Annotated in this window: 13 protein-coding genes; 7 read left to right on the forward strand and 6 right to left on the reverse strand. The window is 61.3% G+C overall.

Translation table 11 applies throughout. The features are described from left to right. The first annotated feature begins 82 nt into the window (after window positions 1–82). The gene (nosP, locus tag AD668_RS11320; RefSeq protein WP_053158526.1) at window positions 83–1,240 is read left to right on the forward strand and encodes a nitric oxide-sensing protein NosP; all 1,158 of its coding nucleotides are present in this window, start codon (window positions 83–85) and stop codon (window positions 1,238–1,240) included. Continuing rightward, entirely contained in the window at window positions 1,170–3,803 is a 2,634-nt protein-coding gene (gene nahK, locus AD668_RS11325) for a hybrid sensor histidine kinase/response regulator NahK/ErcS' (RefSeq protein WP_082344455.1), read from the forward strand. The genes nosP and nahK overlap by 71 nt, the downstream gene beginning before the upstream one ends. A 105-nt stretch (window positions 3,804–3,908) precedes the next feature. On the opposite strand, the gene AD668_RS11330 is transcribed toward nahK, so the two are convergent. The 6 genes from AD668_RS11330 to AD668_RS11355 form a co-directional block, all read right to left on the reverse strand. Then, a complete protein-coding gene (locus AD668_RS11330) occupies window positions 3,909–4,574 on the reverse strand; it encodes a response regulator transcription factor (protein ID WP_053158533.1) in 666 nt (221 codons plus the stop codon). A gap of 56 nt (window positions 4,575–4,630) precedes the next feature. Then, window positions 4,631–5,188: a PQQ-dependent catabolism-associated CXXCW motif protein gene (locus tag AD668_RS11335; RefSeq protein WP_053158536.1), complete on the reverse strand. Its 558-nt coding sequence runs from the start codon at window positions 5,186–5,188 to the stop codon at window positions 4,631–4,633. 123 nt (window positions 5,189–5,311) lie between these two features. Then, window positions 5,312–6,103 (reverse strand): ABC transporter permease, encoded by a 792-nt coding sequence (locus AD668_RS11340; protein WP_053158539.1) that lies wholly within the window; start codon window positions 6,101–6,103, stop codon window positions 5,312–5,314. Next, window positions 6,100–6,831, reverse strand: a complete 732-nt coding sequence (locus AD668_RS11345; protein WP_053158542.1) for an ATP-binding cassette domain-containing protein — start codon at window positions 6,829–6,831, stop codon at window positions 6,100–6,102. The genes AD668_RS11340 and AD668_RS11345 overlap by 4 nt, the downstream gene beginning before the upstream one ends. Continuing rightward, window positions 6,828–7,787 carry a YVTN family beta-propeller repeat protein gene (locus tag AD668_RS11350; RefSeq protein WP_053158545.1) on the reverse strand — a complete coding sequence of 320 codons (960 nt, stop codon included), beginning with the start codon at window positions 7,785–7,787 and terminating at the stop codon, window positions 6,828–6,830. The genes AD668_RS11345 and AD668_RS11350 overlap by 4 nt, the downstream gene beginning before the upstream one ends. A gap of 30 nt (window positions 7,788–7,817) precedes the next feature. Next, a complete protein-coding gene (locus AD668_RS11355; protein WP_053158548.1) occupies window positions 7,818–9,002 on the reverse strand; it encodes an ABC transporter substrate-binding protein in 1,185 nt (394 codons plus the stop codon). A gap of 157 nt (window positions 9,003–9,159) precedes the next feature. Here AD668_RS11355 and AD668_RS29655 point away from each other — a divergent pair, with 157 nt between their 5' ends. Genes AD668_RS29655 through AD668_RS11375 form a run of 5 tightly spaced genes read left to right on the forward strand, consistent with a single transcriptional unit; the run spans window position 9,160 to window position 12,448 of the window. Then, window positions 9,160–9,324 (forward strand): hypothetical protein, encoded by a 165-nt coding sequence (locus AD668_RS29655; RefSeq protein ID WP_172681821.1) that lies wholly within the window; start codon window positions 9,160–9,162, stop codon window positions 9,322–9,324. Between the two features lie 56 nt (window positions 9,325–9,380). After that, a complete protein-coding gene (gene pedF, locus AD668_RS11360) occupies window positions 9,381–9,842 on the forward strand; it encodes a cytochrome c-550 PedF (RefSeq protein WP_053158551.1) in 462 nt (153 codons plus the stop codon). Window positions 9,843–9,845: 3 nt separating this feature from the next. Continuing rightward, window positions 9,846–10,721: an ABC transporter substrate-binding protein gene (locus tag AD668_RS11365; protein WP_053158554.1), complete on the forward strand. Its 876-nt coding sequence runs from the start codon at window positions 9,846–9,848 to the stop codon at window positions 10,719–10,721. Window positions 10,722–10,731: 10 nt separating this feature from the next. Beyond that, on the forward strand, window positions 10,732–11,493 hold the full coding sequence (locus AD668_RS11370; RefSeq protein WP_053158557.1) for a quinoprotein dehydrogenase-associated SoxYZ-like carrier: 762 nt from the start codon (window positions 10,732–10,734) through the stop codon (window positions 11,491–11,493). A gap of 16 nt (window positions 11,494–11,509) precedes the next feature. Continuing rightward, window positions 11,510–12,448 carry a quinoprotein relay system zinc metallohydrolase 1 gene (locus tag AD668_RS11375; protein WP_053158561.1) on the forward strand — a complete coding sequence of 313 codons (939 nt, stop codon included), beginning with the start codon at window positions 11,510–11,512 and terminating at the stop codon, window positions 12,446–12,448. The last annotated feature ends 270 nt before the right edge of the window (window positions 12,449–12,718 follow it).

Below are 12,718 nucleotides of genomic sequence, written 5' to 3' on the forward strand. Positions count from 1 at the left end.
CCCGCTACCCAAGTAGCATTCGTCGCACCCCACAGACTTCGTACACTCGTGCCTCATACACACGCACCTGCGGGAGGTAAGGATGCAGCAGAGCGAAGGCGTCGTCAGTGCAATGTCCCAGGCCAGCGATGCCCGGCAGGTCGCACAGGAGTTGGCGCGGCAGTTGTTGCATCCGCATTTGGGCCTGGTCCTGTTCTTCTGTTCCGCCGAGTACGACTTGCAGGCCTTGGGTCAGGCCTTGCAGCAGAGCTTCGGCGGCATTCGCCTGGTGGGCTGTACCAGCGCCGGGGAAATCACCCCGTTGGGCTACGGCCGTAATTGTGTGACAGCGGTGGGTTTTGATCATCGGCACTTTTCCATTGCCGTGGAGCTGATCGATGAGATGGGGCACTTCAGCCTTATCGACGCCCAGCAAATGGTCGAACGTCTGGTCAGCGGCTGCCGCAGCAATTCCCTGGCGCCGATCAAGGGCAACAGCTTCGCCTTGACCTTGCTCGATGGCCTGTCCAGCCGTGAAGAAATGGTGCTGGCCGCCCTGAGTGCGGCATTGGGCGATATTCCGCATTTCGGCGGATCGGCCGGCGACGACAATTACCTGACCCATACCCACGTGTACTTCGATGGCGAGTTCCACAGCGGCGCGGCTGTGGTGGTGCTGGTCAACACCTGGCTGGATTTCGAAGTGTTCACCACCCACCACATGCAGCCCAATGCCGAAAAACTGGTGGTCACAGGCGCCGACAGCGCGCTGCGACGGGTATTCGAGCTCAATGCCGAACCGGCGGCCGCCGAATACGCCCGGCACATCGGTGTGCCGGTGGCTGAACTCGATCACCGGGTCTTCGCGGCGCACCCGTTGGCCGTGCGCGTCAATCAGCAGTATTACGTGCGCGCCATTCAGCAAGTGCACCCGGATCTGAGCCTGAGCTTCTACTGCGCCGTGGAGAACGGCATCGTCCTCACCGCGATGACCCCGGGCCCGATGTTGCCGAACCTGCAAAGCCTGTTCGAAGGATTGCAGGAGCGCCTTGGGGATTTGCTGCTGACCATCGGCTGCGACTGTTTCCTGCGGCGCCTGGAGCTCGAAGACGACGGTCGACTCGAACAGATCGGGACGTTTTTGCGTGAGCAGCGGGTCATGGGTTTCAACACCTACGGAGAACAGTTCAATGGCATGCACATCAACCAGACCTTCACCGGCGTTGCCATTGCCCGTGGCCGCACCCCCAAACACCGCTGAGCTACAGGCTGAACTCCAGCGCCTGCGCCATGAAAATCACAAACTGCAGCGCATCAACGGCGCATTGATCGAGCGTGTCGAGTCCGGGGTGACCCGTGGCAATGACCCCTATGCGGCGTTCCAGCATTCGGTGGTGCTGGCCGAGCAGGTGCGCGAGCGTACCGATGCCTTGAATCAGGCCATGGCCGAGCTCAAGGCCGGCAATCATCTACTCAGCGAAGCGCGCCTGCGCGCAGAAACCGCCCATCAACACTTGATTGATGCCATCGAAAGCATTTCCGACGCCTTTGTGCTGTTCGATGCCGAGCAGCGCATCGTCCTGTTCAACAGCCGTTTCAAGGCGTTCTGGAGCAACAGCCGCGTGCGGATCAACGCGGGGATGCGCCTGGCCGAGGTCAAGCGCCTGATGACGAGCAACGGTCTATTCACCGAAGAGCCCCGCGGGCATGCCGACGAGAACCTGCTCTACCGTTTGCAGAACGGGCGCTGGCTGCAAGTCAGCGAACGACCGACCCAGGAAGGTGGACGGGTGATTCTGTTCACCGACATTACCGACGTCAAACTCAGCGAAACCATGCGCCGCGAGCAGGCGGTGGCACAGAAGTCGCACCTGTTGCAACGGGCGGTCGACAACCTGTCCCAAGGGGTGGCGATGGTCAACGCCGAGGGTGTTCTGGAATTGTGGAACCGACGTTTCCTGGAATTGAGCGGCCTGGCACCCGTGGCAGCGCATCGTCCGTTTGCCGAAGTGATTGCCGACAGCGAGTTGACCTTGCTGACGCCAGCCACGCGCGATGGCAACGGCCGTCCGGTCCAGGAATGCGAACAGCGCCTCTTTGACGGCCGGGTCTTGGAAATCCGCACCCATCCGCTGCCCACCGGTGGCTTCGTCAACACCTTTACCGACATCACCGAACGTTACCAGCACGCCGAGGCACTGAGCGAAAGCGAGCGCTGGATCCGCCTGATCACTGACCATGTGCCGGCGTTGATCGCTTACCTCAATGCTGATCTGGTCTACGAATTCACCAACAAGGTTTATGAAGAGTGGTACTGCTGGCCCCGTGGCGTGATGCTGGGCCAGAGCCTGCGCGAAGTGCACAGCGAACAGCATTACCAGCGGCTGGAGTCTTACGTGGACAGAGCCCTGGCCGGCGAAAGCGTGACGTTCGAGTTCGCCGAAACCAACGTCAACAATCAGGAGCGCTACATGCTGCGTTCCTATGTGCCCAATCGCTTGGCGAATGGCGAGGTGGTGGGGATCTTCGTGCTGATCCGCGACATCACCGAACGTCGGCGTACGGCGGAAGCGCTGCACCAGGCCTACCAGAATCTTGAGCTGCGGGTCCGCGAACGCACGGCGGAACTGACCAACCTCAACGGCCAGTTGTTGCGTGAAATCGAAGAGCGTCGACAGGTCGAGTCGCGCCTGCGTGAAGCCAAGCAGGAAGCCGAACAGGCCAACCTGTCGAAAACCAAGTTCCTCGCCGCCGTCAGCCACGACCTGCTGCAACCGCTGAATGCCGCCCGGTTGTTTACCAGTGCGTTGCTGGAAAGACGCGAGTCTGGTTCCAACGAGACGCTGGTGCGCAATGTCAGCCATTCTCTGGAAGACGTGGAAAACCTGTTGGGCACCCTGGTGGATATTTCCAAACTCGATGCCGGGGTGATCAAGGCCGACATCGCGCCGTTCGCCCTCAGTGAGTTACTCGACAACCTCGCCGCCGAGTACACCGAAGTGGCGCGCAGTGAAGGCCTTGAATTGCATTTCATCGCCTGTTCGGCGCTGGTGCGCAGTGACGTCCAGTTGCTGGCGCGGATTCTGCGCAACTTGCTCAGCAACGCGATTCGCTACACCTGCAGCGGCCGCGTGGTGCTGGGTTGCCGACGTCATCGGCAGCGTTTGTCGATCCAGGTCTGGGACAGCGGTATGGGCATCGCAGAGCATCGCCTTGAGGAGATTTTTCAGGAGTTCAAGCGCGGCGACGTGCAGCGCCCCGATCAGGATCGCGGTCTGGGCCTGGGCCTGGCGATTGTCGAGAAAATCGCCGGTATTCTCGGGCACAGCATTCATGTGCGCTCGTGGCCGGGCAAGGGTTCGGTATTTTCAGTGGAGGTGCCGTTGAGTGCGACGGCGCCAAAGCCTTTACCGGGCCTGATGATGAGTGAACCGATGCTCGAACGGTTGCGCGGGGCGCGAGTCTGGGTGCTGGACAACGACGCGACTATTTGCGCCGGCATGCGCACGCTGCTGGAGGGCTGGGGCTGCCGGGTGGTCACGGCGCTGTCTGAAGAAGACCTGGCGCGGCAAGTGGACAACTACCTTGGCGAAGCAGATCTGCTGATCGCCGATTACCACCTGGACAACGATCAGAACGGTGTCGATGCGGTGGCAAGGATCAATGCCCGTCGTGCCTCACCGATCCCGGCGATGATGATCACCGCCAACTACAGCAATGAGCTCAAGCTTCAGATCCGCGAGCTGGGCCATACCCTGATGCACAAGCCGGTGCGGCCGATGAAGCTGAAGACGGCGATGAGTCATTTACTTGGCAGGCCTTGATCTCTGCGGTGCATGGGACGGCCCCATCGCTGGCAAGCAAGCTCCTACAGAATCACCGCAATCCTGTAGGAGCTGGCTTGCCAGCGAAAAGGGGCGACTCGGTCTTCAACGTCGCAGATAAGACCCGAAATCAATATCCCCGGCACTCAGGATCGCCTGCACCCGGTTGTGCACGTTGAGCTTGCGCAGGATCGCCGAGACGTGGGCCTTGACCGTGGTTTCGGCAATTTCCAGGGTGTAGGCGATCTGTTTGTTCGACTCACCCTTGGTCATGCGTTCCAGCACTTGCAGTTGCTTGCGGGTCAGGGCCTGCAGCAATTCGGGAGGGAAGCTCGGCGTGTCGTTCATCCGCCGGTGGGTACTGCTTTTGGCGGTGCGGATGATGTCGGGTGGCAGGTAGACGTTGCCATTGAGGATCTGCGCGATCGCCTCGGTCATCTGGGTGCGGGGTGAGGACTTGGTGATGAAACCCACCGCGCCGTAGGTGATGGCTTGCAGGACGATCTGTTTGTCCTGTTCGGCGGAAACAATCACCACCGGAATGGTCGGCGCTTCATTGCGCAGGTTGATCAGGCCATTGAGCCCGTGCATGCCGGGCATGTTCAGGTCGAGCAGGATCAGGTCGAGGTCGTCGTGTTCCTGTGTCAGCGCCAGGGCGCTGTCCAGGTCGGCGGTTTCCATGACTTCGCTGCCGGCAAAGCCATCGCTGATGACGTTGTGAATGGCTTCGCGAAACAGCGGGTGATCGTCGGCAATCAGAATTTTGTACATAGCCTTTCACCTCATTATTTTGATTATGGTGTGGCAACAGCGTGCACGCGTAAAGCTCAGGGAAAGGGTTCGGGCTGGGCGAGCGAAACCGGCAGATTGGCAGCTTGCCAGGCGTCCAGGCCATCGCGGTACCAATACAACGTCTTATAGCCCATGGTGGCCGCGCGTTTGATGGCGTTCCAGCTCAACCAGCAGTCGGAGCGGCAATAGAAGACCAGCGGTTGCGCCAGATTGCCGGCGGTGAGGGTTTTCAGGTGACGCGCAAAGTATGCCTGCCAGTCCGGCGTCAGGTCGCCGTCACCGGTGTTGGCCAGCCAATGGCTGCCGGGCAGATTTTCATGGGGCTGGTCTTCGATGAATTGTCCGTTCAGCCATTGGCGGCGGTAGACGTCGATGAGCACCGGACGCGGGCTTTGGCTGAGCAGGGTTTGCAGGGCAGGGGTGTCGACGATGGTTGCGCCTTGCAGATGTTGTGGCGTCGGGCTGCGGTACAGGTCGATTCGATAACCTTCGGCGGAGAACAGCGGGGTGTCTGCCTGCGCAGTACTCAGCAGCAGGCTCAGCGACAGGGCCCCGAGGGCAAGGGGCAGCAGGCGAGGTCGGGCACGCGGCATGGATACAGTCCTTATAGTTATGGACCTATTACATGCCAGTCGGGGGACATTGGGAATGCGACGATAGACAGGTAGAACCAGTACTAAAGTAGGAGCCAGCAAGCCGGCTCCTACAGGGGGGTGTCAGGTGGATTTGCGCAGCGCGGCATGCTGTGGGTTGAAGGTCAGTACGGCGAGTAACGCAAACAGCAACGTCAGTCCCGTGCACACCGCCAGCGCCAGCGGATTGAAGCGTTCATACAGGGCAAAACGCACCAGCTCCACCGCGTGGCTGAAGGGATTCACTGCGCACAGCCAATACAACCATTCACTGGCTTCACGCATTTTCCACAACGGATACAGCGCCGATGACAGGAAAAACAGCGGGAAGATCACGAAATTCATCACCCCGGCAAAGTTCTCCAGCTGGCGGATCGCGTTCGACAGCAACAGGCCCAGTGCGCTGAGCATCAACGCCACCAGCAGCAACGCAGGCAACGCAATCAACAGCCCCGTGGCCGGTGGCTGCACGCCGTAGACCCAGGCAATCGCCAGAAACGCATACACCTGCAACAGCGAAATCAGCGACGTGGCCAACAGTTTGCTGCACAACAGAAAGGTTCGGGGCAGGGGGCTGGTCAGCAGCACGCGCATGCTGCCCATCTCCCGGTCGTAGACCATCGACAGTGAGCCTTGCATGCCATTGAACAGCAGGATCATGCAGGCCAGTCCGGGGATGATGTAGACCTCATAGGGAATGTAGGTGTCGTAGGGCTCGATGATCGCGATACCCAGCGCTGCGCGAAAGCCGGCCGCGAACACCAGCAGCCAGAGCAACGGCCGCACCAGAGCGCTGAGAAATCGCGTGCGTTGCAGCACAAAACGCAGCCATTCGCGCAGCACGATACCGCGCAAGCATTGCCAGTAAGCGGTCATTGCATCGCTCCTGAAGTCGTAAGACGGGTGAACGCCGAACCGAGATCGCCACCGTGTTCCAGGCTCAGGGCATCGGCTTGACCACTGGCCACCAGCCGGCCTTGATGCAGAATCAGCAAGTCATCGCTGGGGTGCACTTCGTCGAGCAGGTGGGTGGTCCAGAGCACGCTGATGCGCTCCTCGCGACACAGGCTGCGGATGTGCTGATTGAGCGCCAGGCGACTCGCCGGGTCGAGGCCGGCACTGGCTTCATCAAGCAGCAACAGACGCGGCTCATGCAGCAGCGCGCGAGCAATCTCGACCCGGCGACGATGGCCGCCATTGAGTTCACGCACCCGTTCGCGGCGGCGCTCGGTCAGGGCCTGGCGGGCCAGTTCGGCGTTGACCCGAAGGTCGGTCTGGCGCCGGGACAAACCGTGCAGCGCGGCGTGATAGCGCAAGTTCTGTTCGACGCTCAGGTCCAGGTCCAGCGTGCTTTGCTGGAACACCACGCCCAACTGCTTGAGCGCCGGGCGTAGCGAATGACGCAATGAACAGCCACCGACGAAGATATCGCCAAGTTGTACGTCGTACAGCCGTGTCAGTAGGGCGATCAGGGTTGATTTTCCGGCGCCGTTGGGTCCCAGCAGGGCGGCGAAACGCCCGGGTTCCAGGCTGAAACTCACCTTGCGCAAGGCCTCGCGAGCACCGTAGGCAAAGCTCAGTTCGCTGACTTCAAGGGCGTTCATGGTGTCACCACCACGCCCCAAGGGTAGCGCCCAACCTTCACAGACTTGCTGACCTTGAGGCTGTCGACATCGATCACCGAGACATCGCCGCTGACTCCATTGGTGGCGAGCAGTTGCTTTTGATCCGGGGTGAACGCCATCTGCCAGACCCGTCGACCCACCAGCAGGTAATCGATAATCTCGAAGGTCTTGGCATCGATCACCGCCACATGGTTGGCCGGGCCGAGGGCGACGAAGCCGTATTTGCCATCGGCGCTGAGCTTGATGCCCACCGGCTGGACCTTGTCCGGATGCACGCCCTTGATCTGGAAGGTCAGCGTCTTGAGTACGTTGCGACTGGCGACATCGAGAATGGTCACGGTGCCGCCGATTTCCGCCGAGGCCCAGAGCTGAGCACCGTTGGGGGAGAATTCGACAAAGCGTGGGCGTTGGTCCACCAGGGTGCTGTCGGCCAGGGTCTGGGTGCTGGTGTCGATCCAGTGCAGCATGTTGGTGGTTTCGCTGGTATTGACCGCCCACTTGCCGTCAGGGCTGACGGCCATGCCCTCGGGTTCGACACCGACGTTGATCTGGCCGAGCACCTTGGAGGTCTCTGTGTCGATCACCGTGACCAGCGCATCGTCTTCGTTGGAAACGTACAACCAGCGGTTATTGGGGTGCAGGGCAAATTGCTCGGGGTCTTTGCCCGAAGGCAGCTCCTTGATGATCTTGCGCGTGGCCACGTCCATCACCTGGACCCGGTCCGAGTCACTGGCGCAGATGTACAGCAGCTTATTGTCATGGGACAGCAACAAGCCGCGGGGACGCTGGCCGACGGGCAGGGTGTCGGTGACTTGCAGGGTCTGCAGGTCGATCAGGCTCAGGTTGTTGTCCTTTTCGTTGGAGACCCAGGCCGTGCTGGCAACGGCATGGCCGGCGGCGAGGAGCAGGGCGCATGAAAGCAGGGTGCGGCGCATGGCAGTTTCCTTATCGTTTTGGTTATCGGATCAGGGAAAGCGGCAGCTGACCTCGGGCTTGTCGTAACCCAGGCTGTCCATCTCGTTGAAGGGGTGCAGAAAGCCGTCCTGCGGTGACGTACTGACCAACGCCCGGGGCTGGACGATGGGAATTGGCTGGCGCAACTGGCCGTTCCACGGCCGATAGCTGAGCTTGCGGCCTTTGAAACCGTCGAGCGGCAGTTGATCGCTGATTTCAAGCGTACGGATCGCCATAGGCTCCGCCTGGCGCAGTTTGCTCACGGCACTGGCGATGCTGCGCACGGCGATCCACGCGGCGAAATCGCGGTCATTCATCCAGCGTCCCGCGAGGGCTTCGAAGCGTTTTTGCAGTTGCGCGGCGCCGTAGGTTTCCACGGTCTTGTGCCAACCCACCGGGGTCAGGCCCTGCGTGCCGGCGACCGGACGCGGGTACCAGGTCTGGTAGGGCACGTATTCGCCGAAGTCGCCGCGTTCGTCGGCCACCAGCACTACGTCGTACTCGGCGGTCTGGGTGAACAGCGGCATGTCGGCCTGGGCGCTGCGGCGTTGGTCGTTATCAAAACTCCAGGGTTTTTCCGCTACCAGTTGCAAGCCGAAGCGCTTGGCGGCGCGGCGCAGGGCGGCGGCATAGGCTTGGTCGTCCGGGGTCGGGCCGACGATCAGCAGTGCACGCTGCCATTTGCGCACCACCAGAAACTGCGCCAGCGCATCGGCGATCATCGCCCGGCTCGGCAAGGTGTGCAGCACGTTTGGCAGGCAATCGGTGGTGCGCAGGCTGTCGTCGGGGCTGCCGGCATTGAACAGCAGACTATCGGGCAGCGCCGCACTCAATTGGCGCAGGCTGGTCGCGGGCGCATTCACCACAAACAGGCGCAGGCCTTGTTCATGTTGCGCCTTTGCTGCATCGAGCAAGGCCTCGGGGCTGTCGACGCTGGCGCTGACCAGGCTGTAGCCGTGGTTGAGAAAACGCCCGGTGCTGTTGCTGTCGGTGATCGCCAGGTCGGCACCGCGCAGCCCGGCATCGCTGGGCTCGGGGATGACATTCGACAGCAGCGGGCCGGGGTCGGGGCGATAACCCAGGTAGCCGATCCGCACCTGCAAGGGCGCATCGGCGGCCTGGCTCTGGGTAGCCAGGCCGGCGGCGCAGGCAATCGCCAGCAGGTAAATCAAGGCGTAAGGGGCAAGCTGGCGCATAAGGCTCTCCATGACCGATAGCGCCAGCTTATGAAGCCTTTGGTGCAGTGCAAATATGCAGAAAGTACCGAACGGCCAATACCAAGGTAGTAGCTCGTCAAGTACGGCTCGGTTCTAGCATGGGCAACCACGGCCATTGATCTGGAGGGGATTGACCATGCGTATCGTCAAAGCACTGCTCCTGCCGTTCTTGCTGATCCTGACCCTGATCGGCGTCGACCGGCTCCACGGCCCGCGTCCCGTGTCCAACGATCGCCCTACGACCAAGGGAGTAGATAGCGGCCACCAAAGCAGCATGGGGCCTGTGCGCAAGGCTTTCTAAGATGGCTGCCATAGCCTCTGCCAAGAGGTTTTGCGTGCAATCCAGAGGGCATAACAATGACAACAATACGCAACGCCTTGCTCGTGACCGGGCTATTGGCCAGTTTGATCACCACAGGTTCTGTCTGGGCTCATGGCAATGTGGTCCCACAAGCCGTGGCCACCCAGGGCCTTACCCCGATCAAGGACGCAGGGGTGCAGCTCGATGCCGATGGCTGGGCGGCGGTGAACCCGTATCGCACCACCCCGGAACACGACAAAGCCGTGGAAATCGGTGCTTCGGCCTACACCCAGAACTGCGCGGCCTGTCATGGCCTGGAAGCCAAATCCGGTGGCATCGCCCCCGATTTGCGCATGCTCGATGTCGGTGAGTCAGGCGATGAGTGGTTCGTTGAGCGAGTGCGCCATGGCGCGGTGCGCGACGGTCGGGTGTACATGCCGAAAATGGCTGACTACCTGAGCCAGGAAGCCCTGTGGGCGGTGCGCACCTATCTGGACACTGTCCGCCTCGAGGAGTGACCCATGCACCTGCTCGCGGTGTTGATCAGCGCTGTGTGGCTGTGCTGCCAGGCGGCGCAGGCGCAGGTTCGCAACTACGACGAAATGATCGCCGCCGGGGAACTGAAGGTGGCGGTCTACAAGGACTTTGCCCCCTACAGTTTTGAAAGTGCCGGGCAGCCCCGGGGCGTCGATGTCGAACTCGCCGAGGCCTTGGCCAGGGCGCTCGGCGTGCGGTTGACGCTGATCTGGGCGCCGGCCGGGGAAAAGCTCGACGACGATCTGCGCGATTACATCTGGCGGGCGAGTGCCTTGCACAACCAGCAACTGGCCGACCTGATGATGCGCGTGCCCTACGACCATGATTACGCGCAGAAGCGCAACGAGTTGGGCGAGTTGGTAAACGGCCATGTGGTGATGTTCGGTCCGTACCAGACCGAGCAATGGCAGGTGGCCTATGACCGCCGGCGGCTGGACAAGGTCGCCAGCGTCGCGGTGTTCGAACATCACCCGATTGGCGTTGAAGTCGACAGTGTGCCGTCGTTCTACCTGACTTCGGTGTTCAACGGAATGCTCGCCGGCAAGACCCATCACTATCCCGGCGTGCCACAGGCGTTTGCCGCGATGAAGGCCGGTGAGGTCGACGCGGTGATGGCCATGCGCGGTGAAATCGACTGGCAAGTCCATGAAGCGGCCGACCCGCAGGTGGCACTGGCGGAGAATGCCTATCCGAACATGGGCAAGCAGCTCTGGGAAATCGGCATGGCGGTGCACGAAAGCAACCGGCAACTGGCCTATGCCGTGGAAGAAGCGCTCGAAGCACTGATCCGCGAGGGTTCGGTGAAAACCATCTACGGCCATTACGGCCTGCGTTACGACGTGCCCGAGATGTATCAATAAGGAGCAGGCGATGAAATGGCGAGGGAGTTGTCTGTTGGCCTGCTGGCTCAGCCTGGCGGCACAGGCTAACGCTATGGATTCCGGTAAAGACCCGGTGCCGTCGGTGATGTGGACGTTCTATCAACAGCAATTTTTGGGCAATGCGCCGTTCGTTTTCGACGAGCGGGTCAAGCTGCTGGCGCCGCCATTTGCCGAAGATGCCCGGCAGGTGCCGTTGGAAATCGATGCCCGTGCGTTCAAGGGCGAGGTGGTGAGGATCCTCGCATGGGCAGAGCTCAACCCATTGCCGAAAATCGTCGACTTCCAGCCGCTGCATTCGGTTTTGCCCTGGCTGTCATTGCGCATTCGCATCGAACAGGCCACGCCCTTGCGCGCGGCGGTGTTGACCCGTGACGGCGTGTGGCATGTCGGTTCGACCCTGATTGACGCGGCGGGTGGCGGCTGCACCGCGCCGAGTGTGGTGCGCACTCAACCGGGCTGGGAAGAACACATCGGCGAAGTGCTGGGCGGTCGTTATCCCCGTGGCGAATTGAGCCGATTGCGGTTGCAGGTGGCGCATCCCATGGACAACGGCATGGTCAGCGGCATTCCGGAATTCTTCATCAACCACGCCGAACTGCGCGACTACAACGAGCAAGTGCTGGCCCGGCTGGAGCTCTTTCCCGCCGTCAGCGAAAACCCCAACCTGGCCTTCGATATCGAAGGGGCAGGGCAAACACGCCTGTTATTACGGGACAACAGCGGCAATGAGTTCGATGCGTCGATCCCCTGACCCCAAGGAGCGTGGCATGCGCTGGATCCTGTTGATGGTGCTGAGCGTCAGTCTGACGGCCCTGGCCGATCTCGAGTATTCGCTCAAGCCCCGGCAGATCTCCCGGGACACCTGGCTGCTGGAAGGCAGCACGGATAATTTCGCCAAGGCCAATGGCGGCAACATCGTCAACACCGCGTTCATCGTCACTGAACGCGGCGTGGTGGTGATCGACACCGGGCCGTCGAAGCGCTATGGCGAAGCGATGCGCAAAGCGATTGCCGCCACCACCGACAAGCCGGTGATCGAGGTCTTGCTGACCCATCACCACCCGGACCATGTACTGGGCAATCAAGCCTTCAGCGACGTGCCGATCGGCGCGTTGGCCGGCACCACCGAGCTGTTGCATCAGCAAGGCGATGCGATGGCCGAGAATATGTACCGGATGGTCGGGGACTGGATGCGTGGCACCGAAGTGGTGTTGCCGACCCAGACACTGACGCCCGGTGTGAAAAGTTTTGGGGATCATGATTTGCGCTTGCTGAGCCTGGGTGGGCATACGGGCGCGGATCTGGCTATTCTCGACCAGCAAACCGGCGTGCTGTTTGCCGGGGACCTGGTGTTTTATCAGCGGGCGCTGACCACGCCCAACAGCCCTGGGCTGTCAGTGTGGCTGGCGGACATCGCGACCCTGCAAGGCTTGCCCTGGACGCAGGCTGTGCCGGGTCATGGCCCGGTGGCCAGCGACCCAAAACCCTTCGAGCAAATGCGCGATTACCTGACCTGGCTCGATCAGCTCATGCGCGACGGCGCCGCCAATGGCAGCGACATGGCCGAGATGATCCGCAGCCCCATCCCTGAGCGTTTTGCCGGGATCAACCTTACCCGTTATGAACTGATCCGCAGCGTCAGCCATCTGTACCCGCGCTACGAGCGCGAGCGGATGACGCGGGTGGATTCCAGTGCCGGCAAATGATGCTTTTCTGTAGGCGCGAGCCTGCTCCGGGCGGCGTTCCGACGATGGACGTCAACGATAACGCAAGCTGCCTGGATGAACGCGGTGCTCTGGGTTTTTCGCGAGCAGGCTCGCTCCTACAGGGGGGCGGCGCCGTTCACAAAATCTCGCGTCCATCTCACCCGAACCTGTACCAAGGAACTAGCAATCTCCTCATTGCGGGCAATTGTTGCCAGGGCGGCTGCGCCCAAGAATCTGCATCAGACCGGGACAATTATCCGGACATAACAA

Source organism: Pseudomonas sp. P1.8 (genome assembly GCF_001269805.1).
Classification (GTDB): Bacteria; Pseudomonadota; Gammaproteobacteria; order Pseudomonadales; family Pseudomonadaceae; genus Aquipseudomonas.